The 24,885-nt window shown below is 61.6% G+C and carries 18 protein-coding genes and 2 pseudogenes; 14 read left to right on the top strand and 6 right to left on the bottom strand.

Annotated features, from left to right (window positions below):
• The 8 genes from BC360_RS16260 (at position 1) to BC360_RS16225 (ending at position 11,273) form a co-directional block, all read left to right on the top strand.
• Complete coding sequence (locus BC360_RS16260) at positions 1–1,605, top strand: ABC transporter ATP-binding protein (protein WP_065795933.1); 1,605 nt, start codon at positions 1–3, stop codon at positions 1,603–1,605.
• A 33-nt stretch (positions 1,606–1,638) separates the two neighbouring features.
• Positions 1,639–3,219: an ABC transporter substrate-binding protein gene (locus tag BC360_RS16255; protein WP_065795966.1), complete on the top strand. Its 1,581-nt coding sequence runs from the start codon at positions 1,639–1,641 to the stop codon at positions 3,217–3,219.
• Positions 3,220–3,289: 70 nt separating this feature from the next.
• The gene (locus BC360_RS16250) at positions 3,290–4,444 is read left to right on the top strand and encodes a M24 family metallopeptidase (RefSeq protein WP_065795932.1); all 1,155 of its coding nucleotides are present in this window, start codon (positions 3,290–3,292) and stop codon (positions 4,442–4,444) included.
• Between the two features lie 23 nt (positions 4,445–4,467).
• Positions 4,468–5,100, top strand: a complete 633-nt coding sequence (locus BC360_RS16245; RefSeq protein WP_065781964.1) for a flavin reductase family protein — start codon at positions 4,468–4,470, stop codon at positions 5,098–5,100.
• Between the two features lie 115 nt (positions 5,101–5,215).
• Positions 5,216–6,610: an amidohydrolase family protein gene (locus BC360_RS16240; RefSeq protein WP_065795931.1), complete on the top strand. Its 1,395-nt coding sequence runs from the start codon at positions 5,216–5,218 to the stop codon at positions 6,608–6,610.
• Positions 6,611–7,074: 464 nt separating this feature from the next.
• On the top strand, positions 7,075–8,160 hold the full coding sequence (locus tag BC360_RS16235; protein WP_065781960.1) for a substrate-binding domain-containing protein: 1,086 nt from the start codon (positions 7,075–7,077) through the stop codon (positions 8,158–8,160).
• A gap of 85 nt (positions 8,161–8,245) precedes the next feature.
• On the top strand, positions 8,246–10,504 hold the full coding sequence (locus tag BC360_RS16230; protein ID WP_065795930.1) for an ABC transporter permease: 2,259 nt from the start codon (positions 8,246–8,248) through the stop codon (positions 10,502–10,504).
• Positions 10,494–11,273, top strand: a complete 780-nt coding sequence (locus BC360_RS16225; protein WP_065781956.1) for an ATP-binding cassette domain-containing protein — start codon at positions 10,494–10,496, stop codon at positions 11,271–11,273. Before BC360_RS16230 ends, BC360_RS16225 begins: the two co-directional genes overlap by 11 nt.
• Before the next feature lie 249 nt (positions 11,274–11,522).
• On the opposite strand, the gene BC360_RS16220 is transcribed toward BC360_RS16225, so the two are convergent.
• Positions 11,523–12,194: a protein-L-isoaspartate(D-aspartate) O-methyltransferase gene (locus tag BC360_RS16220; protein ID WP_065781954.1), complete on the bottom strand. Its 672-nt coding sequence runs from the start codon at positions 12,192–12,194 to the stop codon at positions 11,523–11,525.
• 413 nt (positions 12,195–12,607) lie between these two features.
• Positions 12,608–12,793, bottom strand: a pseudogene (locus tag BC360_RS16215) (Tn3 family transposase); the annotation flags it as partial.
• Positions 12,794–13,018: 225 nt separating this feature from the next.
• Between BC360_RS16215 and BC360_RS16210 the strand changes: the two are divergent.
• The gene (locus BC360_RS16210) at positions 13,019–14,794 is read left to right on the top strand and encodes an adenylate/guanylate cyclase domain-containing protein (protein ID WP_065795928.1); all 1,776 of its coding nucleotides are present in this window, start codon (positions 13,019–13,021) and stop codon (positions 14,792–14,794) included.
• A gap of 413 nt (positions 14,795–15,207) precedes the next feature.
• On the opposite strand, the gene BC360_RS32530 is transcribed toward BC360_RS16210, so the two are convergent.
• Genes BC360_RS32530 through BC360_RS16195 form a run of 3 tightly spaced genes read right to left on the bottom strand, consistent with a single transcriptional unit; the run spans position 15,208 to position 17,844 of the window.
• Positions 15,208–15,465 (bottom strand): hypothetical protein, encoded by a 258-nt coding sequence (locus BC360_RS32530; RefSeq protein ID WP_065781948.1) that lies wholly within the window; start codon positions 15,463–15,465, stop codon positions 15,208–15,210.
• Positions 15,466–15,511: 46 nt separating this feature from the next.
• Positions 15,512–16,720: a ZIP family metal transporter gene (locus tag BC360_RS16200; protein ID WP_065795927.1), complete on the bottom strand. Its 1,209-nt coding sequence runs from the start codon at positions 16,718–16,720 to the stop codon at positions 15,512–15,514.
• Positions 16,717–17,844: a multicopper oxidase domain-containing protein gene (locus BC360_RS16195; RefSeq protein WP_139110071.1), complete on the bottom strand. Its 1,128-nt coding sequence runs from the start codon at positions 17,842–17,844 to the stop codon at positions 16,717–16,719. Before BC360_RS16195 ends, BC360_RS16200 begins: the two co-directional genes overlap by 4 nt.
• 192 nt (positions 17,845–18,036) lie before the next feature.
• Between BC360_RS16195 and mntR the strand changes: the two genes are divergently transcribed.
• On the top strand, positions 18,037–18,522 hold the full coding sequence (gene mntR / locus BC360_RS16190; protein ID WP_065795926.1) for a manganese-binding transcriptional regulator MntR: 486 nt from the start codon (positions 18,037–18,039) through the stop codon (positions 18,520–18,522).
• Here mntR and BC360_RS16185 read toward each other — a convergent pair.
• Positions 18,513–18,808, bottom strand: a pseudogene (locus tag BC360_RS16185) (MerR family DNA-binding protein); the annotation flags it as partial. The gene mntR and the pseudogene BC360_RS16185 overlap by 10 nt on opposite strands.
• A gap of 385 nt (positions 18,809–19,193) precedes the next feature.
• Between BC360_RS16185 and BC360_RS16175 the strand changes: the two are divergent.
• The 4 genes from BC360_RS16175 (at position 19,194) to BC360_RS16160 (ending at position 24,679) form a co-directional block, all read left to right on the top strand.
• Complete coding sequence (locus BC360_RS16175) at positions 19,194–19,565, top strand: hypothetical protein (protein ID WP_244512750.1); 372 nt, start codon at positions 19,194–19,196, stop codon at positions 19,563–19,565.
• 112 nt (positions 19,566–19,677) lie between these two features.
• Positions 19,678–20,082 carry a FixH family protein gene (locus BC360_RS16170; RefSeq protein WP_065795922.1) on the top strand — a complete coding sequence of 135 codons (405 nt, stop codon included), beginning with the start codon at positions 19,678–19,680 and terminating at the stop codon, positions 20,080–20,082.
• Positions 20,079–21,506, top strand: a complete 1,428-nt coding sequence (locus tag BC360_RS16165; RefSeq protein ID WP_065795921.1) for an efflux RND transporter periplasmic adaptor subunit — start codon at positions 20,079–20,081, stop codon at positions 21,504–21,506. The genes BC360_RS16170 and BC360_RS16165 overlap by 4 nt, the downstream gene beginning before the upstream one ends.
• Entirely contained in the window at positions 21,503–24,679 is a 3,177-nt protein-coding gene (locus BC360_RS16160) for an efflux RND transporter permease subunit (protein ID WP_065795920.1), read from the top strand. The genes BC360_RS16165 and BC360_RS16160 overlap by 4 nt, the downstream gene beginning before the upstream one ends.
• Positions 24,680–24,885 lie beyond the last annotated feature (206 nt).

Raw genomic sequence — 24,885 nt, 5'->3', positions numbered from 1 at the left:
ATGCTGATGAAGATGCCTCCACCCGTCATCGAAGTTCAGGACCTCGCAATTTCTCTCCCAGGCGGTGGCGACCGCGGCTTTGCTGTCGATCACGTTTCGTTTTCGGTCGCGGCGGGCGAAATCGTCTGTGTTGTTGGCGAATCGGGGTCCGGCAAATCCGTGACCGCCCAGTCCATCATGGGGTTGTTGCCAAAGGTCTTCCCGAAACCGGCTGGCCGGATCCTGTTCGAAGGTAAGGATATCACCGCGGCGACACCATCTGAGATGCGGGATCTGCGCGGTCGGGGCATCGGGATGATCTTCCAGGAGCCGATGACGGCTCTGAACCCTGTCCAGGCTGTCGGCAAGCAGATCGACGAGGTCCTCAGAACCCATTTGTCGCTGTCGCGTACGGAGCGCTTCGCCCGTGTCATTGCTGCCATGACCGAGGTCCGTCTGCCGGATCCGGAAGGGATGTACCATGCCTTTCCTCATCAGCTCTCCGGCGGTCAGCGGCAGCGTGTCCTTATCGCGGCCGCCCTCATTCTCCAGCCTCGGCTCCTCATTGCCGACGAGCCAACGACGGCGCTAGACGTCACGACGCAGGCGCAAATCCTGTCGCAAATCCGTGACCTGCAGCGCGAGCGCGGCATGGGCGTGCTCTTCATAACCCATGATATCGGCGTGGTGCGCGAGATCGCGGATCGGGTTGTCGTTATGAAGGCCGGCAAAGTAGTGGAGCATGGCCCGACCGTTCAGGTGCTCGACGCGCCGACGTCGGACTATACCCGCATGCTCATTGCCTCCGTTCCGACGCTGGAGCCGAAGAGAAGCGGCCATGTCGTCAATGGCGATGTCGCCGTCAAGGTCGATACGCTGACAAAAACCTATCACAGCGGTGGCATTTTCCGCGATCGCCGAACAGTACACGCCCTGCAGGGGGCTTCGCTTTCCGTACGGCGCGGCGAGACGCTCGGGATTATCGGCGAATCCGGTTCCGGAAAATCGACCCTTGCACGCTGTATTACACAGCTGATCGAGCCATCATCCGGCAGCGTTACGCTCGCGGCAGCCAAGAACGGCCGGGCGTTCCGCCAGCGCATCCAGATGGTCTTCCAGGATCCCTACCGCTCGCTCAACCCGCGGCGCACGGTCGGCCAGTCGATCATAGAGGGCCCGATGAACTTCGGACAGAGCAAGGCGGAGGCTTTGGAGCGGGCACGCGAGCTGATGAAGCTCGTCGGTCTGGAGCCTCATGCCGTCGATCGTTTTCCGCACCAGTTTTCCGGCGGCCAGCGGCAGCGCATCTCAATCGCGCGGGCGCTTGCGATGGAGCCGGACATCCTGGTGGCGGACGAGGCGGTTTCGGCGCTCGACGTTTCGGTACAGGCCCAGGTGCTGCGCCTCATCGACGATATCCAGAAGCGGTTCGACCTCGCAATCCTTTTCATCACCCACGACCTGCGCGTCGCCGCGCAGATTTGCGACCGGCTGATCGTTATGCATCGGGGCGAAGTGGTTGAGCAGGGGCCGGTGTCGTCGATCTTCGCCGCCCCGGTTCATCAATACACCCGCGAGCTTCTCGCATCGATACCCGGCAGAGCCGAGCATATGGTTCCGGCCTGACGGAAAGCTCCAAAAATCAAAAGGGGAATGGCAATGTTTAAACAGATGAAAGCCTCCTTGCTTGCCTCGGCATTCCTGCTGTCGTGCATCGGCGCCGCATCAGCCGAATCCACGCTCAAATTGGTCCCGAGCGCCGACCTCCAGGTGCTCGACCCGATGGGCTCGACCGCCGACATCGTGAAGATGCACGGCTTCATGATCTACGATACGCTTTATTCGCTCGACGAGCATTTCGTGCCGCAACCGCAGATGGTTCAGGACATGACGCTGTCGGACGACAAGAAGACCTACCGCTTCACGCTGCGCGACGGCCTGAAATGGCATGACGGTCAGTCCGTCAAGGCGGAGGATTGCGTGGCCTCGCTGAAGCGCTGGCAGGCGCGCGACGCCGCCGGGCAATTGATGGCGCGCCAACTCAAGGAGATGCGGGTCGTCGACGACCGCACCTTCGAGCTGGAGTTCGGCGAACCCTACGGGATCGTGCTGGAATCGCTGAGCAAGGTGGCATCGAACATCCCGTTCATGATGCCGAAGCGCATCGCCGAGACCGATCCCTTCAAGGAGATCAGCGAATACATCGGCTCCGGCCCCTACAAGTTCGCCAAGGACAAATGGGTGCCCGGCAGCAAGGTGGTCTACGAAAAATTCGCCGATTATGTACCGCGATCGGAGCCGGCGAGTGCCTTTGCCGGCGGCAAGGTGGCGCAGTTCGATACCGTCGAATGGGATATCATCAAGGACCAGCAGACGGCGCTTTCGGCGTTGATGAGCGGCGAGATCGACTTCTGGCAGAGCCCCTCGCTCGACCTGCTTCCCGTCATCGAGGCGGCAGGTAACCTGAAGACCAAGGTCGTCAACGAGACCGGCACACAGGGTACGCTCTTCTTCAACCACACCCAGCCGCCCTTCGACAATCCGAAGGCCCGTCAGGCGATGTTCTATCTGACGAACCAGCAAACCTACCTCCAGGCGGTCAACGGCAATCCGGACTATTACCGCACCTGCGCCTCCTTCTTCATCTGTGGCAGCCCGATGGAGACCGAGGTCGGGCTCGATGCCTTGAAGGCTCCCGATCCGCAAAAGGCCAAGGCGCTGTTTGAGGAAGCCGGCTGGGATTTTTCCAAGCCGATCGTCATTCTCGACCCGACGGATGAGAGCATCGTGCATCCGGAAACAGTGGTGACGGTGCAGGCGCTGCGCGACATCGGGCTGAATGTCGACGTGCAGGCCATGGATTGGGCGACGGTGCTGAAGCGGCGCAATTCCAAGGAGCCGGCCGACAAGGGCGGCTGGAACCTGCTGCACTCCTATGTCGGTGGCCAGGTCGTCTCCAACCCGGTCTGGAGCATCACCTTCTCGGCGGCCTGCGAGAAGGGCATCTTCGGCTGGCCCTGCGACCAGGCGCTTGAGGACTTGCGCCTGAAGTTTGCCCTTGCCGACGGGCAGGAGGCCCGCAAGACGGTCGCGGCGGAGTATTCCACCCGTGCCTTCGAGATGGGCCATCATGTGCCGCTCGGCCAGTGGAACACCTTCGTCGCCTTCTCCGACAAGGTTTCCGACGTGCTGGTGACCCAGGACGTGCCGGTCTTCTGGAACCTCAAGAAGAGCAATTGATGCGAAGGGCGGAGAGCGGTGACATACCGCCGTTGTCCGCCGGATTTCCCCGAAAATGCGAGCAGAAACCATGTCGACCGACTTCGATCGTTTGCCCTTCCAGCCGGAAGAATACCTGGCGCGCCGCGATGCCCTGCGAAAACTCATGGCCGAGCGCGGCATCGATGCCTGCGTGCTGAACTCGACCGAGAACATGTATTACCTCACCGGCTTCGGCTCGCTTGCCTATGGCGCGACGTCGCTGATCGTGCGGGCGGACGGCATGGCCGTCTGGGTCATGCGCCTGACGGAGCTCAGCAATATCCGGGCGCTGAAAGGCAAGATCTGGGCCGACGATGGCGTCGGCGTGCCGGACGGACAGGACTATGCCGCCGTGCTCACCCGCACGATCGCCGATTTCGTGCCCGGAAACCCCGTCATCGCCGCCGAATACGGCACCGTCCAGACTGCGCTTTCCGGTTTGTTGCGTCCTAAGGACGAGGCGATCCTCGATGCGTCGGGCCTCGTCGAGCATCTGCGCCGCATCAAGAGCTCCACCGAGATCGACCTCCTGCGCGCGGCCGGCCATATCGCCGCGCGGTCCTGCCGGGATGGCTTTGCAGCACTCCGCGAAGGCATGACCGACACCGAGCTTGCCATGGTCGTCAGCGACAGCATGCTCGCCAACGGGAGCCATCGCCCGGCGAAGATGCCGAATGTCTGCGCCGGCCCGCGCACGGCCCGCGCGCATGTCACCTGGTGCGGCGCGCCGATCTCTCGCGGCGAACTCGTCAATATCGAGCCGGCCGCGTCCGTCTTCGATTATCATACGCCGATCTTCCGCTTCTATTCGATCGGCCCGCCCTCCGACCGGGTGCTGCGACTGTTCGACGTCTGCAAGGAGGCACTCGACGAAGGCTTTGCCCGTGTTCGCCCCGGCATGACCTCGCACGAGGCCGCACGGATTTTCGAAGGCGTAATCGAACGCCGCGGCTTTGCTGAATGGATGGTCACGCGCCCGGCCTACAGCATCGGCGGCTCCTTCCCTCCCGGCTGGGGCGAGGACAGTGTCATGGCGATCCGCCGCAGCCACGACGTCATCCTGGAAGAGGGCATGTGCTTCCATGTCACCCCGTGCCTCTACGAGGATGGGGTCGGCTGTGTCGGGGCGAGCATGCCATCGGTGCTGACGTCGAGGGGGTTCGAATCCTTGAGCGGAGACGAAGTCGTGTTTGGCATCAAGTGAGTGGACGCAGGGGGATGAAACGCATGCACGACAGTATCACGGACAACAGAACGGCTTTCGACTTCACGCGACTTACCGCGCGCGAACGCTACAAGCTGATGATCGGCACGATTATCCCGCGACCGATCGCGCTCGTCACGACGGTCGACGAGCACGGACGTTTCAATGCCGCGCCGTTCAGCTTCTTCAACTGCCTCTCCGCCGATCCGCCGATCCTGGCGATCGGCGTCGAGAACCAGCCCGACATGTCCTTCAAGGACACTGGCCACAATATCCGCATGACGGAGGTCTTCACGGTCAACATTGTTTCCCGCGCGATTGCCGAGGCCATGCATGTCTGCGGCGCGAAATACCCGAGGGGAACGGATGAGCTCAAGGAGGCGGGCCTGACGGCCATGCCCGGCGAAAGGATCGCATCGCCCTGGATCAAGGAAGCGCCCGCGGCGTTCGAGTGCCGCAGGCACATCACTCTGGAACTCGGCAAGTCACGCCAGATCATCATGGGCGAGATTGTCTTCGCGCATTATCACGATGGAGCCGTGGATGATGGGTTGCATGTCGATCCGAACGTCATAGATTCAGTCGCACGGCTCGGCGGTGACACCTGCTCCACCATCCGGGACCGATTTGAGATGCTTACGCCAAAACTGGCGTGAGACGACTTGTGGCAGAACAGGGTTGTTCTGACCGCGACATCGGTTTTGTCGAGGCGGAGCAGGAGCCGCTGATCAATGTCGAAGCGCAACTCCAATCCACGATAAGGTAACGATCTTGGAACAGACACTACCGCAAAGCCGCAGGACATTTCTCAGCCATGCGGGAAAACTGACCACCGCCTGCACAGTGGCCGGGTTGTCCGGCGGACTGGTTCACGAGGCAGCAGCTAACACGGGGGACAGCATCGTCGAGACAACCACAAACGTTCTGGCGGATCGCCACTACCTACTGACCGACGTGCGGCTGGAGGAGGGGTTTGAGTATGACGGAGAAACCGTCATCGCCACCCGCACCGCGCTGTATTCGCTGGAGATCAAGGATGGCACGATTGCCGCCCTGCATCCGGAGAATTCGACACTGCCTGGCGGCGTGCCACGTTATCAGGCGCATGGGCAACTGCTGTTGCCAGCGATGCGCGATATGCACATCCACCTGGACAAGACGTTCTATGGCGGCCCCTGGCAAGCTCCGCGACCGCGCCAGGGAAAAACCATCATGGATATGATCGCGCTGGAGGAAAAGTTGCTTCCCCAATTGCTGCCGACCTCACAGCAGCGCGCCGAGGGCCTGATTGCTCTGCTGCAATCCAAGGGAAGCACCGTTGCACGCAGCCATTGCAACATCGATCCAGTCAGCGGCCTGAAAAGCCTCGAGCATCTGCAACGCGCGTTGGAAAATCATCGGGACGAATTCGTCTGCGAAATCGTCGCTTTCCCGCAGCATGGTTTGCTGCACTCCAAGGTTGACGGCCTGATGCGTGAAGCGATGCAAATGGGCGTACAGTATGTGGGCGGGTTGGACCCGACGAACGTTGACGGTGCCATGGAAAAGTCGCTTGACGCCATGTTCCAGATTGCCCTTGACACCGGCAAAGGCGTGGACATCCATCTGCATGAAACCAGTCCGGCCGGGGTCGCGGCGGTGAATTACATCATCGATACCGTGGAGAAGAATCCTGCCCTGCTAGGCAAGGTAACGATCAGTCACGCCTTCGCCCTGACCACACTCACTCCGGAGGTACTGGAGGAGACGGCCTCGCGCCTGGCGGAACGCCAGATAACGATCGCTTCGACGGTGCCGATCGGCAGTCTGATGATGCCCTTGCCGCAGTTGAGCAAGAAGGGTGTGTTTGTAATGACCGGAACCGACAGCGTCATCGATCACTGGTCGCCCTTTGGCAGCGGAGATATGTTGGAAAAGGCCTACCTCTACGCGCAGCTTTATCGAGGCTCGGACGAATTCCATCTGTCGCGGGCCATGTCCATCGCCACCGGCGGCATTCTACCTCTGGACAATGAGGGCAAACGGTCTTGGCCCAACGTCGGGGACGATGCCGCATTCACGCTTGTCGGAGCAAGCTGCTCGGCAGAGGCGGTGGCCCGTGTGCCAGCACGTAGCGCCACCTTCCACAAGGGACGTCTGGTGTCCGGCAGCATCGGCAAAGCCTGATGATGGCACACCGTTGCTTGACGATGTTGGTTTACGCCAACGTTCTTGCACCGACTGAATGCGCATGACAACACCGACGGCGGCGGCATTGCCGGCCGCCGTCGTCGTAAGTACCTACGCCTCAAAGCAGTCCAAGCGGTCGAATGCGCGCCGAGTCCGCGTCTTTGCACCTTCGCATCCCAGGTTCATCTTCGGTGGATAACAACTTAACGACGCCGGCAAACAAATTCGCCAGTACCACGCGTTAACCATTTACTTACGATGGAATTACGCGGAAAATTGCGTCGTGGGAGGAAGGCATTCGGCCCTCTCGACTACTGCATAATTCCTTAAATCGGAATCGATTTAAGGAGAAAATTATGCAGCAGATTTCAAGCGTTACAGCGTCCTTTGCGCGTCATGTTTGACGCGCGGCGCTGTAGCGCGCCCGAACGGCTTCTGCCCCTTTCAAGGGAGGACCAGTCATGAGGCGTATTTTGTTGCACGCGGCAGCATCGGTCGCGGCGCTCTCGCTTGGCGTCTCGTATGCATCCGCGCAATCAGGCAGTGTAGAGAAGGCGGTCGGCGGCTACAGTTTCGAGGACGCCGCAAAAGAGGCGCCCGGTACCAAGGACTTCCATTCGGCCGACGGCCACCTCACCTTTGGTATCGTGACGCACACGGCCGGGAACGGCTTTTTCGATCCCGTCTATGTTGGCGCCACGGTAGCCGGCAACATGATCGGCGCCAAGATCCTGCTGCTTGGCTCGGAGTCGCCGGTGGACGATCCGGCTCGCGAGATCGAAATCCTTAATCAGATCGTTCAGGATCCGACGATCGACGGCATCATCATGACGACGCCGCAGGTCGGCGCCTACAACGACATCGTAAAGGCCGCCGAGGCAAAGGGCATTCCGGTCGCCACGACGAACTCCTTTGACGGGACGCTGCTCAGCCGCAGCAGCATCAGTCATACCGGCCAGGACGCATCCGCGGCCGCGATCGGCGGCGAAGCACTTGCCAAATGCGTGCTCGACAGCGGCAAGACCAGCGGCTCGATCCTGCTGCCGTCCTCGACCGCGATGGGCAATATCGAAGTGAACAATCGGGTGACCTCGGCCTTTAATGCCATCGTCAAGACACTGAAAGACGCCGGAAAGCTTGAAAACTTCAAGGTGGACGCCGGGCCGGAGAATGTCGGCATCGACACGAACCCGAACGATCCCGTGAACGCGCTCGTGTCGCTCTTCGAGTCGCGTGGTGACGTCGTCGGGGCCTTCACCGCAAACAACGTGTTCACGCCGCCCCTCGTCAAGGCAGTCGCGCAAATGGGATGGACCGGCAAATTCTGCGCCTTTGGCTTCGACCTGGGGCCGGCGCAGCAAGAGGGCATCGCTGCGGGGAACCTTACGGGCTCGCTGGGACAACAGCCGTTCCTGCAAGGTTTTTGGCCGGTCATGCAGCTCTACCTGCAGATCGACCGCGGCATCTCGGCCGCCAATCTCGACACGCGGGCCCAGCTGGTGACGAAGGCGACCGTCGCCAATGTCGGCAAGCGCTTCGAGAACTGATTTCGCTCGAGCCGCCTGACATGCGGGCGGGAGGGCTGAACGGTCCTGCCGCCCGCACAAGTGCAAAGATCGACCGGACAAACCCATGGCGCCTGTGGAGACGACATCGCTCGGCCGCGCGCCTCCGCAGCTCGCCGGCGGCTGGGAGGCCGGTCTCCTAGTGTTCCTTGTCCTGCTCTATGTCGGCGGCGTGTTCGCCAATCCGACCTTCTTCGCCTCGACGGACGCGCTTCACGCCCTGCTTCGCGACACCTCCCGCGTGGGGATCATCGCGGTGGGGATGACATTCGTCATCGTCAACAAGGACCTCGATCTGTCGGTAGGTTCCACCTACGGTCTCGTCGCGGTGGTGTTCGCCCGGCTTTTTTCCCCGAGCTTTCTCGATCTCGACATCACGGCCTCGGTCATTCTTTGCCTGCTGCTGGGGACGGCGATCGGGTTGCTCAACGGCGTGCTCGTGACCATCCTGAAGGCGCCGGCATTCATCGCGACGCTGACGATCCTCTTCATCGGCCGCGGTTTCGTGCTGGCGCTGACGCACGGCCAGGCGATCTACTATTCCGGCAAGGCGGATGAATTTCCGCGCGTCTTCCACCTGGGCGAAACCAATGTCCTCGGCTTCAACAACCAGATCCTCGTCTTCGCCTCCGTTGTCGCGCTCGGAGCCTTTGTGCTTGCCAAGACCCGCTGGGGCTACGAGACCCTCGCCACCGGTGGCAACGAACAGGCGGCAGTCTACGCCGGTATTCCCGCGCGCTGGGTGCGCATCCGCGCCTACCTGATCTCGTCGCTCTGCGCGACCCTTGCGGCTCTCCTGTCGGCGGCACAGGATAAGGGCGTAACCCCCCTTTATGGCGTCAGCTGGGAACTCACCGTCATCGCGTCCGTGGTCATCGGCGGCGCGTCGATCCTCGGCGGTCGCGGTCGCGTGTTAGGCTCTTGCCTCGGGGCCGCGGTCGTCGTGCTGGTCGACAAGGTCTTGCGCGAAGGATGGCCGATCACGCGCATCGTCGTCATCGACGGCGAGAATATTGCGGTCAACGCCAGGTTCACCCTGCCCGCGGGCGCGGTGCTGGTTTTCCTCGGCCTCCTTCTCGTCACTGCCGTGCTGATAGAGCCCTACCTCATCCGCCGCCAGGTCGCGGGCCGGTTCTGGGCGTGGCTGCGCGGCCGCCCGCCGCCACCCGCCTATGAGATGGGCGGCGTGGCCCTCGAGGGCGTCCAGACCAAGGGAGCGATGGCGGGCGATCTGGCGCTGACGGCTACCGGGTTCGGCAAGTTTCTCTCCCGCCGCGACGCGCTTGCCATCATCCTGACCGTCCTGTTGTGGTTGACGGGGCTCGCCCTCAGGCCCGACTACTGGTGGAACCTCTCCAATACGTTCGCGATCCTGCTCAACTACACGGAACTTGCCCTCATCGCGGTCGGGCTCACCTATGTCATCGCTGCCGGCGATATCGATCTCTCCGTCGGGGCGGTGCTTGCGCTTTCCGGCAGCACCGCGGCCTATTTCCTGAAGGTGCTGGGCGCCGACCCGATGACCGCCGTGGCGATGGGCCTGCTGGTCGGAATGGCAGCCGGCCTCGTCAACGCCACCGTCACGGTCGGCTTCAAGCTGCCGGCCTTCATCGCTACGCTGGGCATGTTCTACATCGCCCGCGGTCTTGCCGCCTGGTTCGTCGCCGGCCAACAACTGACGGGCTGGCCCGAAAGCTACAACCTGCTCGGCCGCAAGGCGAACGACGTCCTCCTGCATTTCGGCTTTTCGCTGCCGCCTGGCTTTCTTCGGACCGTCGCAGAAGTCGTCAGCGTGCAGACGATCTGGATGTTCTTTGTCGCCCTGGTGGCTGGCCTCGTGCTCGCCTACTCGCCGTTCGGACTGAAGGTCCTGTCCACCGGCGGCAACCTCCGCGCTGCGGCTTACGCGGGAATCAACACGAACCGCGTGCGCTTCGTCGCGCTCCTGTTGTCGGCGCTCTGCGCCTCCATGGCCGGGATCATCAACGTCGCCTACTTCCGCAGTTTCAACCCCGTCGCCGGCCAGTTCCGCGAACTGGACGCCATCGCCTCGGTCATCATCGGCGGCGGATCGATCTTCGGCGGTTACGGCACCATTATCGGCTCGCTTGCCGGCGCCGCGGCGATCACGCTCGTGCGGGCGCTGCTGCAATTGAACGTCCAGGGGTTCACCATGCCGCAGCACTGGATCAATGTCTTCATCGGCGTCATCCTTATCGTGGCCGTGCTCGTCGATATTTGGGTGCGCCAGGCCAACATCTTCGGACGCATGCGGTCCTATCTGGCGCGACGCGGACAAGCATCGGAGACCACTCATGCCGGCTGATACCCAAGGCACACCGATCGTGGAAATGCGGGGCATCGAAAAGGCATTCGGTGCCGTCCAGGCGCTACGCTCGGTCGACCTGGTACTCTATCCCGGCGAGATCCTCGGTCTCGTCGGCGACAATTCCGCCGGCAAATCGACGCTGATGAAAATCCTGACCGGCGCCTACCAGCGCGATGCTGGCGAGATTTTCGTCGCCGGACAGCCGGTGCATTTCAGGAGCCCGCATGAGAGCCGCGACGTCGGTATCGAGATGATCTACCAGGATTTCGCGCTGTGCGGGAACATGGACGTCGGGCAGAACATCTTTCTGGGCCGCTGGCCGCTCACAGGCCCGTTCGTCAATCGGCGGAAGATGTATGCGGAAGCCGACAAAGTGCTGAAACGGCTCAAGGTCGACGTCAACTCCGTCTATCAGAAGGTCGAAAGCCTGTCGGGCGGCCGCCAGCAATCCGTGGCGATTGCCCGCGCCATCTCGTTCGAGCCGCAGGTCGTAATCCTCGATGAGCCGACCGCCAATCTTTCAGTGATGGCGACCGAACGCCTGCTTGAAACGATGCTGGAATTGAAGAGACAGGGTGTAGCCCAGATTATCATCTCTCATCGGCTGGTCGATATCTTTGCCGTCGGCGATCGCGTGATGGTGCTGAAGCGCGGCGAGTATGTCGGCGACCGCTATATCAAGCACACTGACGAACACGAGATTCTGGAGATCATTGTTTCCGGCACCCGCGAACGGGCACTCACGGCCGAGCAGGCAGCGCGTTGACCGGGCCGTCGGGGGGCATCCCTCAGCGGGTCTAGGGTTCGAATCCGTTTATATGGTGGGACCCCGCCAAATAGATGCGTCGCCAATTGTGAGGTCGACGGTTCAAATCCTTTCAAGGCGAGGGATGAACAAGCACTTCGGTCCGAGGCAGTCTATTTTGCCAATCAGCCGAGCGTCTGCATGGGCGTGGCAAACGGTCCTCCGGAATAGTCTGTGATGGGTCTATTGCGCCAGATGTCCACACGCTGATCAGACCGTCTCGAGCCGGCTGAACCGAACCGGGATGAGTTGCCGCACCTCGAGCTGTCCCGCCGAATCCTTATCGATGACAGTCAGCAACTGTTGTTCAGAGCCCACAGGAAGAACCAGACGGCCCATTGGCTTGAGCTGCTCAAGCAAAGCCGGCGGCGCCTCCTCGGCCGCCGCCGTGACCAGGATCTTGTCGAATGGGGCGCGCTCAGGCCAACCGCGAGCCCCGTCGCCGATACGAATTCCGACATTTGAAATGCCGAGGCCCCGCAGCAGAGCCTCGGCATGGTTTGCAAATTCCTCGATGATTTCGACGCTCCAAACTCGCCCGGCGAGTTCCGCGAGGATTGCGGTTTGGTAGCCCAAGCCGGTGCCGATCTCGAGCACTGCCTCATGCGGTTGGGGAGCAAGGAGATCAGTCATGAGAGCGACCATGAAGGGCTGCGACACGGTTTTATCGAAGCCGATCGGCAGCGGCGTGTCCTGGTAGGCAAAGGGCGCAGCCGGTGCGGGCACGAAGAGATGCCGGGGCACCCGCAGCATCGCTGCCATCACCCTTTCATCGAACGCCGCCTTGCCCAGCTCTTCGCTTTCAAGGTCGGCATAGATTGCTATCACCTCGACCATGTGCCTGCGCAGAACCGCGAGGTGCTTTTCGTTCATTGGCTTCATGAGCGCGGGCTCTCCTCAGCCAGTTGGCTGCCAGCTACAGCGCCGCGCGTCAAATATGACGCGCTAACGACGCTGTAACACTTTAAACTTGCTGCATAATTTGAACCTTAAACCGGATCCGATTTAAGGAATTATGCAGTAGGCTTCTGACATTAAAGGGCCATGGGTATACGAGCGCAAGATCAAAAAGCGAACAGTGGCCCCAGCGATCCGGCGCCTCACAGGCAAACTGGCGGCAGGGTGTGCGTGCCCAGGACGCGGTAGCCGATCGCGTCAGCGAGCTTGATGTTGTCGGCGGTCGGCTTGATGTCGGGATATGCGGTGCGGAAGAAGTCACGCGCGATGGCTGGCGCAGCCTCGCTTCTCCAAGCGAGCTCGCTGACGAGGGGTCGTTTGCGGAAGGGGGCGATATACTACCTTAACGGCGGCCACCGATATTCCCCGGTGAGCGTTATATGCTCCCATCCGAGCGGTGAGACGTGAGGAAGCAGCCCGAGGTCGATCTGTTCGCCGCTTGCGATTTGCTCGGCGACGATTTCGCCGAGCTTCCATGTGTTCCAATAGATGATGATGGCGGTGAGGAGGTCGAGACCGGCAATGCAGACATTCCTAAATGAACGTGGACGCGCCACAGTCGCTGCTCTTTCTAAGCTGCCACCATTCCCGCTCGGCATCGGCAAGCCGAAGAGAGAAGCGGATCCCATCGGGTGCGAATCAGCGCATTCGCTCTGGATTTTTCGTTCCTATCCTGATTCGCCCGGTTCCAGAGCGCTTTCGCATTTGCTTATCAGGCGGTACTGTATTTTCTTGGCGGAGGGGCAAGCGTGGAACGTCGCCTTACCACAATAATGGCTGCCGATTTGGTCGGCTATTCTCGTCTCATGGCGGCGGACGAGGAAGGCACCATTTCGCGGCTGCGCGATGCGCGAACCTACGTGATTGACCCGGCGATTATGGAAGGCGGTGGCCGCATCGTCAAAACCATGGGTGACGGGCTCCTAGTCGATTTCCCATCGCCAGTGTTGGCGGTAAGAGCGGCTCTTCTAATGCAGCGCAACTTGATCTCGCGCGAGTCTCCCCAAGGGGAAGACCGACGTCTGCGTTTTCGGATCGGTATTCATATGGGAGACGTGGTGATCGATGGGGACGACATCCTCGGCGACTGCGTCAACATCACTGCGCGTTTGGAAACCATCGCACCCGCCGGAGGCATCTGCATATCTCGTGCAATCTACGATCATGTGCAAGGCAAGATAGAGGCTGGGATGACGTGGCTCGGGCCACAGTCCGTTAAGAACATCCCCGAACCAATTGACGTGTGGCAGGTCGAGGTGGACGGCACGGCGCCCAGCCCGGTTCGGCTCTCTGGACAGGAACGTGCTTCGATCGCGGTTCTCCCATTCCAGAATTTTTCTGCCACGCCCGATCAGGACTTCTTTGTCGACGGACTGGTCGAAGACGTCATCACGGAACTAGGTCGCTTTCGATGGTTGTTCGTGATCGCTCGCAACTCGACTTTCGCCTACAAGGGAACAGCCAAGGACGTACGCAAGATCGCCCGGGAACTTGGTGTGCGCTATGTCGTGGAAGGATCGGTTCGGCGGTCCGGTGATCGGTTGAGGATCACTGTGCAGCTAATCGACGCGCTGTCCGGAGCACACATCTGGGCCGAGCGGTGGGATCGTCCGATCGCCGATTTTTTTGATGTGCAGGACGAGATAACGCGCCGGATTATCGCGGGCATCGAACCAGAACTGGGAGCGCACGAACGGGGCCTCGCCCTCGCCAAATCGACGGACAACCTTACTGCTTGGGAACTTTGTCACCGCGGCTTTGCTGAATTGCTTTCCTTCGAAGCAGGTTCTCAAGCCACTGCCGAGAAGTTGCTTCGACAAGCGCTCGAACACGATCCGAATTTCGCACTTCCCTACGCCTATTTAGCTCGTCACCGATACGCACTCGTCCTTTGGGGGCGTGCCGCAGACGTGCCTGTCGCTGTCAAGGAAGGACTATCGTTCGCCACGAAGGCCTTAGAAATCGACAGGCGGAGCGATATCGCGTACGCGATGATGTCGCTCCTTCTTACGGTGGACGGGCGAGCGGCTGAGGCCATGCCTGTCGCTGAACAGGGCCTTGCATTAAATCCCAACTACGCGTTTCTTCACTTCGCACATGGAATGGCAGCCGTGCGGCTCAGGGACGCCGATACGACGATTAGAGCCGCACAAAATGCCATCGATCTCAGTCCTCACGATCCGTCTATGTTTGCGTTCAAGACACTACTCGGTATTGGCTTGATGCTGAGAGGCGAGCCCGATGACCTCTCAACGGCCCGGATGCATCTACGGGAAGGCGCGTCCTTCGAACGCACAACCTATTATCCATTCATTGGGGCAGCGTTGCTCGCCCTCAGGGCGGGCAATACCGATGAAGTGAGGATCTGGATCTCTGATGCTTTGAAGAAGTTTCCAAACCTGAATGCGGAATACGTCCGAGAGGCGGCCCACCCATTCTATGAAGGCAGTCCTTACTGCGACTACCTCGACAGGTTGATCGAGCAGGGGCTTCCCCCGGGAGAGAAGCGTCTGATCGAAGAATAATCGCGCCACTTAGAAGACTCCTGTTCCCGGCTTCTATGCCGTGTTCAGGCAGAAATTCCACTTATAACCCTGTCCAAATTTCCCGATCCAGCTCTGGCCGTTGCGTCGACGGCACTGGAAGGCCGGCGGAAGCAAGCACCTTCGCACGCGCGGACTGTCAGCACAAATGTATGGCGGAGTGTCGCTGATCCCGCACGGATGTGCCCAGGCATAGGTAGATGACATCGCGCGGGCGGGCGGCGGCAGGCAGCGCGACTACGGTTCAATTATTGCCCGCAACGAACGACCCTTCTCCACGCCTTTCGCGTCGTTGCCGCTGTGCAGCGGCAACGACCGCTTCGGGTCATCGGCGTGAATTCGCCCTCGACGAACGAACTTCCGCTCGGGGTCGCACTTTGCCGTCTACAGGGAGACTATCCAACGGCTGTTGTGTGGCGAAACCCGCCAAAAATCCCTATCGTGTGAAAGTTGTCATGGTCGCTAGTGTAAACCGCCCGATCGCTTAAGGTAGTATTTCGCCCCCTCCCGCAAACGACCCCGACGACGGCAAAGCCGCCGGTCCGCAGCGCCGCCTTCCGCAATGAAAGCGCGTCGGTGAAGCCGATGTCGTAGGCAGCGCCTTCCGACCAGAGCAGATCGATCGAGGAGAAGACGTCCGGAATGTCGCTCATGTCCTGCAGCGCGGCGCTCTCGCAGGTACATCTGTTGGCGATGACGTCAGATCTTGACGAGCATGGCGGTCGCGTACATGAACGCCAGCCCGGCCGCCATGCCGCTCAACGCTGCAGGTGTCAGAACCTGAGTGTAGCTGGCCCGGTCGCTGTCGCTCCGGGCAAGCAGGCCCGTAACTTCCAGTATGACCTGCGCGATAGCACCAGCGCCGATCGCCAGAGCAATTGCGGTCCAGTGCGGCGCGACGGCGAGGCTTCCGAGCCAGATCCCGAAGACCGCGGGGCCGCCGGCGAGCAACGTCAGGCCGAGAAAATGAACGAGCTTCGGGCCGACTTTCAGGATGGGGGCGGCGATGCCGATCCCCTCGGTGATGTTGTGAAGCGTGAAGCCGAGCACCAGGAACGTCCCGAGCCCCGCCGCGCCCGCCGCAAACGCCGCACCGATGGCCAGACCTTCGCCGAAATTGTGCAGTCCGATGCCGAGGGCGATATAGGTCGCAAGCGCAAGACCAGTCGGTGAACCCTGGCGGCGGCCGATCGCGACGAGCATCAGGAAGCTGCCCACTGCTGTCAGGATCACCATCACGCTGCCCTGGAAAATCGCCGCCGACTCAGCCGCGAATTCCAACGCTTCCTGGATGGTGTCGACGAACAGGAAGGCGAGCAGACCGACGGTCATCGCCAGCAGGAACGTCATGGTGTTGCGCCCCGCGCCGCGCAGCGCCGGATAGCACAGCAGACCGACCGCCACTGGCAGGATTCCGACGAAGGCTCCGAGCAGTGCTTGGGAAACAAGGGCTTTTCCGCTGACCTTCGGCGTAGGGACGGCCACCGGAATTTCATGTTCGAAAGTCGCACCGGTGTTGGTGACGAATGTGACATTGTGCGCCTCACCGAGAACCCACGGGAATGGGATCGCAACCCAGGCAGTGTCGCCGCGCGGGATCGTTCCGGCGGGTTCCTGAGTGAACTGCCAGTAGGCGGCGTCGACCTGCACCTGCGCGATCGTCATCGGTTCCGATCCGCCGCCGCGCACCTTGAGCCTCAGGCCGTTCTCGTCAAGCACGGTTCGCTCGATCGTCAGGTTTTCGACAGGCGGAGCGCCGTTGTTGAAGCCGTTCAGAAGATTGCTCTGCAGCAGCCAAGCCGCCGCGGCGACCAGCACGATCAGCGGTAAGGCGAGCCACAGGAGATGTTGTGCCCCACTCGAAGCGACGGTAGAGACCGGGCGGAGGTTGCGGGGATTTTCGTTCATGACAGCGTCTCCACAACATCGAACATGCCCATCCAGCCGAGTTCGGTGAATTCGGACTGGTGGGCGTGGAACATGTAAAGCCCGGCTTCGTGCTCGCCGTAGGAAAACTCGAGGATGCCGCGCTGCGCCTGGCACTGCATGACGAGATCGACCATGCGCAGCGTCGGCGTGAGTGTCGTTCCCTGGTCGAAATAGTTGAAGAAGTTGCCATGGAGATGGAACGAGTTGATCGGATCGAACTCGGTGACATTCACCAGGTAGATGCGAACCTTACGGTGTTTTTCGATCCTGATCGGCTCCTTGGCGTAGCAGTGCGCGATCGTGTTGCAGGCATAGAACTCGTTCTCGCCATCGAAATTGGTGTCGAACGCATTCATGATCATCGCCAGTTCCTGCCATTCGGCGTTTTCCGGCGAGCCGAAGAGGCGGGACTTCGCTACCTCGGCATTGTCAGGGTGGCGAGCCGGGTCGGGGTCGATGACGAAGAGGCCGTACATGCCCTTGTGAATGTGGCGCGCGAGCGGAAGGGCGTGACAGTGATAGAGGTGGCAGCCGAACGGCTTGGCATCGAACTCGTAGACGAATTCCTCACCGGGTCCGATCAAGCCCGCTCCAGGCACACCGTCCATGCGCGCCGAGTGGATCCCGTGGAAGTGCATCGAATGGGGATGCGACGCGTAGTTCCTGAAGACTATCCTCAGCCGCTCGCCCTCGGTGGCGCGGAGCGCCGGGCCCGGCACGCGGCCATTGTAGGTCCAGGCGGGAAACATCACGCCGGGCGCAATCTCGATCTCCCTGTCCTCGGCGGTGATCTCGAAGGTCCGGAGCTTTCGCCCGTCTGGAAGATCGGTCAACGTGCCGGTGTACCAGTCCGTCAGGATGCTTGAAGGATGGAAGCCGTTGCGTTCGCTGTCCACCGTCCCGACGGTAATCATCGCCCCGTGCCCGGACTGATGGGAGGGCGCCGCGGCGGAGCTCTGTGCCGTGGCTGCCGTTGCGTGGTTGCCGTGGTTTTCCTGAGCCATCGTGTTGGTCGAGCAGATCGCGGTCGCTCCGATGGTCGCCGCGCCGCCGCCCAACAGCAGGCTCCGTCTGCTCAATGCCGCCTGCGCCCATCTCAACATGTCGGCTCCGCTCCCAATTAGCGATTGACAAGAAATAGAGCATAGGAGGTGGATTATAGCAAGTGCTATAAATCGATGGATATGCTAAGCGCCGCTGTCGTTCTCGCGCGCAATGAATGTTCGGTTCCGGATTGAAAAATAGCCACGGCTATACTATCTCATAGACGTCAATTTCATACGAGGAACACTGGATTGTCGAAGCATGAGAAAATCGGGCCCGAGGTGGAATCGAGCCTGATCAATGCCGACGCGCAGGTCGAGAGCTTCCGCCAGACGCGGAACAATCGCCGTACCGAACTCGTCGAAGACTATGTCGAACTCATCGCCGACCTCATCGAGGATGGTGGGGAAGCCCGCCAGGTCGACATCGCCCAGCGCCTGGGGGTTGCTCAGCCGACAGTCGCCAAAATGCTGAAAAGGCTGATAACCGAGGGCTATATCCAGCAGCGTCGCTATCGGGGCATTTTCCTAACGGAGGCCGGGCGCAAGCTCGCGGAGCTTTGCCGCGAGCGGCACCATATCGTTGAATCGTTCCTATGCTCCATCGGGGTGTCGCCCGAGACGGCGCGCATTGACGCCGAAGGAATGGAGCATCATGCCAGCGCGGAGACGCTCGAGGCGTTCAAGGCCTTTCTAGCCCGCGCCACGCCACCGCGCCGTGTCGCAGGTCAGGCGTGATCGGCCTCGCAGAGGTCGTGGTTTGCAAGCGCCTGGATGACATAGCAGTCGCGAACCTGGCTACCATGGCAATGTGTGGCGATGCGCTCCAGTTCCGTTTCCAGCTTCTTCAGCCGGCGATCTTGCCACGCACCGCCTGTAGCTGTTCGGCGGCGATGCGGTCGGCCTCGGCACACGGCTTCTCCGGATGGCGGCTGAGGTCAATGAGTTCCCGGATGGCCTCGATGGTCAGACTTCGTTCCCGCGCGTGCTTGATGAAGGACAGGCGCTCGCGCTCCCGCGACTCCTTTTACAGCGCCGCGCGTCTATTTAGACGCGCAAAGGTCGCTGTAACACTTTGAGTTGCTGCATAATTTTGCCCTTAAATCGATTCCGATTTAAGGAATTATGCAGTAGTCCGCTAGCTCCGGAACCACAAAACGCCGTCGCTGGTCGAGATGACCGCGCTCTGGCAGAAGGACAGGATTACCGGACGATTGATAAAGGCGATCATTGCCGAGTTCATCGAAGCGTTCAAGACGAGGCAAGGCTCATCGTAGTTCTCTCGTGACCAGAATTGGTCCTTTTCGAGAAGGATCTTCATTGGACAACCTGTTGACCCACTGCGTCCGTCCGTCGCAACTTTCCGTGACCGACTTCCAATCGGACTTTGCCTATGCAAGCATATACGCATGTTGTTCGTTGCCCTCCGGCGTTTGCTGCTTTCGCTCGCATTGCTCGGGATCGTGTTCGGTCCGGTGAGCGTCGGCGTGGCCGCCAGTGCAATGGCGCGTTCCAGCGAAATGCAGATGGCGGCCATGCCCGGCATGGACAATCCCGACGACATGTCTTGCTGTCCAGAAGAGAAACCCGTTCAGAAGAGCGACTGCGCGAGCGCATGCCCATTAGCGTTGATCTGCTCCTCAAGCATCCTGGTGCATGAGCCGAAAACCGACGGCTGGCAGGTCAATCTTGCATGGCGCGGCCTGTCGCATGATCTCCTTCAGGAAGGCCATCTGCCCTCGGCCCTCGTCGAACCGCCGGCGCGACCTCCCAAAGCCTGATCTCCCTCCGAGTAACCGGATCGGCGCTTCCCTTATGCGGGGACGCGTCCGTTCGATCATCGCTGTTTTTGAAGGGCGGGGCCCGACGTGCCCGTCCTGGGTGAGATTTTCCATGACCACAAATTATCTTTCGCCGAGAGCAATCCTCGGCTCCCTGGCCATTGTGCTGGCCGCAACGACCACATCCTTCGCCGCCGCAACGGATTACGAGTTCCAGCTCGTGGAGACGCAAGTCTCCCAAGGTCCCGAAGCGACTGTCGCAGTCCGCCTCATCGACAAGAGGACGGAAAGACCCGTGCCCGACGCCGTCATCTTCACGACGCGGATGGACATGGCTCCGGAAGGCATGGAGGCCATGACCACGCCCGTCGAGCCGCTGCCGTCGCCCGAACCAGGGGTATACACGTTCAAGACGAACCTGAGCATGGAAGGTGGCTGGCGCTTCAAGCTGGCGGCCAAGGTCCAGGGCGAGACCGACACCGTCCAGGGCGAACTCGTTTTGCAGGCGACGCCGTGAATACGTCCAAATTCCTGCTCCTCGTCAGCTCCCTCGCCATATCAGGCGGGGGAGGGTACGTGGCTGGCACGCGTGGCCTTGCCCCGGAACTCAACGCATTTCTCTCCGGGTCCGCGCTCGGGGAGACCGTCAGTCACGGGCCTGTTGCGACGGGCAAGATCATCTACTACCAGCACCCGGACGGAACGCCGGACTATTCCGCCACAGCGAAATCGACATCGGACGGGCGGGCCTTCCGGGCCGTGCGGCAAAGCGAAGACGTGAGCTTCGAGCCGACAAAGGCGTTCGCGACCCACGCGGATGCGGGTTCGTCCGGCGACGGCCGGAAGATACAGTACTACCGGAACCCGATGGGCCTGCCGGACACCTCGAAGGTGCCGAAGAAGGATTCCATGGGCATGGACTACATTCCCGTCTACGACGGTGACGAGGAAGACAGTTCGATCGTCAAGGTCTCGCTGGGCAAGCTGCAGCGCACGGGCGTGAAGACCGCCACCGCGGAGCGCAGCGTGATCGCCCGCGAGGTGCGCGTGCCGGGGACAATCGCCTTCGACGAGCGCCTGATCCGGATCGTCTCGATGCGGGCGGACGCCTTCATCGACGACGTCGCGAATGTCACGACCGGCGACCGCGTACGGAAGGGTGACGATCTCTTCCATTTCTACTCGAAGGACATAGCGAGAGCCGGAGCCGAGTACGCCACCGAACTCCTGAGCGGCGGCAAGGCGAACGCCAACGTTGGAGCGGCGCTGCAACTGCGCAACCTCGGCGTCGCGGACGAAACGATCAGCGCTATTGCCAGGACCGGGGCGGTGCCACGGAGCATTGCCTATCTGTCGCCGAGCGACGGAGTGGTGCTGGAGCGCAGCGCGACGACCGGAATGATGGCCGAGGCAGGCGATGTCCTGTTCCGCATCGCCGACACGTCGCGGATCTGGGTGATCGCGGATGTCCCGGAGTACGATGCAGCGTCCATCCGGCAGGGCGCGGCGGCGACGGTGACGCTCCGGAACCTGCCTGGCAGGACCTTCAAGGGCATCGTCGACCTGATCTATCCGGAAGTGCAGATGCAAACCCGGACCGCCAAGGTTCGCATCGAGCTTGCGAACGCCGAAGGCCTGCTGCTCGCCAACACCTATGCCGAGGTCGACATCGCCACGGATGGGGCCGAGGCGGTCGTTGCCATTCCCAACAGCGCCATAATCGACACGGGCGACCGCCAGTTGGTGTTCGTCGACAAGGGCGAGGGGCGGTTCGAGCCGAGGAACGTGTCGCTGGGCATCCGGGGCGAAGAACAGACCGAAATTCGCAGCGGGATCGATGCGGGTGACAGGATCGTGGTTTCGGCGAACTTCCTGCTCGACGCCGAAAGCAACCTCAACGCGGCGCTGAATGCGCTCGCCACCAGCGAGGCAAAGCCATGATCGCCAACGTCATCGCCTGGTCGGCTCGCAACCTCGTTCTTGTCGTCATTGCGGCGGCGCTGGCCATCGCGGCGGGCGTCTATTCCCTGCGCACGCTACCCCTCGATGCGATCCCCGACCTTTCGGATGTGCAAGTGATCGTCTTCACCGACTATCCGGGGCAAGCCCCGCAGGTCGTCGAGGATCAGGTCACCTATCCGTTGACGACGTCGATGCTGACGGTGCCGCGCTCGAGGGTCGTTCGTGGTTTTTCGTTCTTCGGCGTTTCCTTCGTCTACGTGATCTTCGAGGACGGCACCGATCCCTACTGGGCGCGCAGCCGCGTGCTCGAATACCTGAACGCCGCCTCGAGTCGTCTCCCCGACGGCGTTTCGCCGAGCCTCGGGCCGGATGCGACCGGCGTCGGCTGGGTCTACCAGTATGCGCTCGTCGCCAAGGAACTGTCGCTCGCGGAGCTGCGGTCGCTTCAGGATTGGGTGGTCCGCTTCGCGGCTTCCAAATCCGAAGGCGTCGCCGAGGTCGCAAGCGTCGGCGGCTTCGTGAAGCAGTATTCCGTCGTCGTCGATCCCGTGCGGCTGAAGGCCCAGAACGTCACGCTCAGGCAGATCGCCGACGCGGTGCGTGCCAGCAACCGCGACGTGGGCGGGCGGACCGTCGAAATCTCCGAGTTCGAGTTCATGGTCCGCGGTAGAGGATACCTCCGGGGCATCAAGGACATCGAGAACATCGTGTTGATGACCGAGGGCGGCACGCCGCTCCGCCTCGGTGATGTCGCCCGGGTGGAGATCGTACCCGACGAGCGGCGCGGCATCACCGAACTGAACGGCGAGGGCGAGGTCGCGAGCGGCATCGTGCTGCAGCGCTTCGGCGCGAACGCCCTGACCGTCATCGACAATGCCAAGAAGAGCCTCGCTGCGATCAAGCATAGCCTGCCCGCCGGAACGGAAATCCTCCCCGTCTATGACCGCTCCGAACTGATCAATGCCGCGATTGAGACGCTGAAGGGAACGCTGGTCGAGGAGTCGATCGTCGTTGCGCTGGTGACCATCGCCTTCCTTCTCCATGTCCGCAGCGCTCTTGTCGCGATCATCATGTTGCCGATCGGCATCCTGATATCGTTCATCGCGATGCGCGCATTGGGAATCGGGGCGAACATCATGAGTCTCGGCGGCATCGCCATCGCGATCGGCGCGATGATTGACGCCGCGATCGTCATGATCGAGAACGCCCACAAGCACCTCGAACGCGCGCCGCCCGACAAGTCCCGCACCGAGGTCCTGATCAAGGCCGCGAGCGAGGTCGGGCCTGCGCTGTTCTTCAGCCTGCTGATCATCACCGTTTCGTTCCTGCCGATCTTCACACTGGAATCGCAGGAGGGCCGCCTGTTCGGGCCGCTCGCCTTCACCAAGACTTTTGCCATGGCGGCGGCCGCGCTGCTGTCGATCACGCTGGTCCCGGCGCTTATGGTTGTCTTCGTCCGCGGCCACATCGTCCCGGAGCACAGAAACCCGCTCAACCGGTTTCTGATCTGGATTTACCGCCCGGTCATATCCGGCGTTCTTCGGGCGAAGATGGTCACGATCCTTTTGGCCATGGTCGCCCTGGCCGTGACGGTATGGCCGGCGCGGCAGATCGGCAGCGAGTTCATGCCGAGCCTGAACGAAGGCACGCTGATGTACATGCCAACGACGTTGCCGGGTCTGTCGGTGACCAAGGCGGCCGAGTTGATGCAGACGCAGGACCGGATCATCAAATCCTTCCCGGAAGTGGAGACGGTATTCGGCAAGGCGGGCAGGGCGCTGACCGCGACCGATCCGGCACCGACGGAGATGTTCGAGACCATCATCACCCTGAAGCCGAAGTCCGAATGGCGGCCGGGCGTGACGATCGACAGCCTCAAGCAGGAGATGGACAAGGCGCTGCAGTTCCCAGGGGTCTCGAATGCATGGACGATGCCGATCCGCGCGCGCATCGACATGCTCTCGACCGGGATCAGGACGCCGGTCGGCGTCAAGGTCTACGGCACCGACCTCAAGGAGATGGAGCGGATCGCCCGCGATGTCGAAACCGTCCTGAAGACGATCCCCGGCACATCGAGCGCCTATGCCGAGCGGGTGATCGGCGGATACTATCTCGACATCGTTGCGGACCGCATCGCGCTCGGGCGTTACGGCCTGAGCATCGACGACGTCCAGGAGGTCATCGGCACGGCGCTCGGCTCCGAGGTGGTCACGTCGACCGTGGAAGGCCGCGAACGCTACGGGGTAGCGGTGCGTTATCCGCGCGCCTTGCGAAGCGATCCGCAGTCGATCGCCCGCGACGTCCAAGTGGCGCTGCCGGGCGGTGGAACAGTCCCTCTCGGCGAGGTCGCCGAGGTGAAGCTGACGCGGGGCGCGACGACGATCCGAACCGAGAATGGGCAACTGGCGGTCTACGTCTTCGTCGACATCGCCGGACGCGATCTGGGCGGCTATGTCGGGCAAGCACAGCAGGCGGTTGCCGATAGCGTCAAGCTGCCGCCCGGATATTCGGTCGCCTGGAGCGGCCAGTACGAATATCTCGAACGGGCGAAAGCGCGGCTGGCGATCGTCGTTCCGCTGACGCTCGCGTTGATCTTCCTGCTGCTCTACCTGAACTTCAAGGCGCTCGCCGAGACACTGATCGTCATGCTGTCGCTGCCGTTCGCGCTCGTCGGCGGCATCTGGCTGATGTGGTGGCTCGGCTTCAACGCCTCCGTGGCGGTCGTCGTCGGCTTCATCGCGCTCGCCGGAGTCGCGGCCGAGACCGGGGTGATCATGCTCATCTACCTCGACCAGGCCTGGAAAGAGCGGCGGTCTGCCTGCCAAGCCGAAAATCGGGACCTGACGAGAACCGATCTTCACCAGGCGATCATGGTCGGGGCGGTCGAACGCGTACGGCCGAAGATGATGACCGTCGTCGCGATCATGGCGGGCCTTGTGCCGATCTTGTGGAGCACGGGCGCCGGCTCGGAAATCATGCAGCGCATCGCCGTGCCGATGATCGGCGGCATGATCTCGTCGACGATCCTGACGCTGGCGGTGATCCCGGCGATCTACGGGCTGGTCAAGGGATGGCGGCTGCCGGCTGCAGCAGCCGTCCCGTCGGTCGCAACTGAGGTCGAGCAGGCCGCCCTGAAGGAGGCTGCCGAATGAAGGGAGAATGCCATGATGAACGATATGATGGGCGGCGGCATGATGTGGGGTATGGGCGGCGTCGGAATCCTCGCGCTGCTTGTGATCGCGCTCGTGATTTCGGCCCTGATCAAGTATCTGTTCTTCCGCTGAAACTAAAGCGGGATGACCATTGGACGCCATGCTGGTTCCAACCGGGGCCGTGGCGATCATAGAGCTGCGGCCCC

It is taken from the genome of Ensifer sp. LC163, assembly GCF_001695855.1.
In the GTDB taxonomy this organism is placed as follows: domain Bacteria; phylum Pseudomonadota; class Alphaproteobacteria; order Rhizobiales; family Rhizobiaceae; genus Ensifer.
This window is presented reverse-complemented; position numbering and strand designations above follow the sequence as displayed.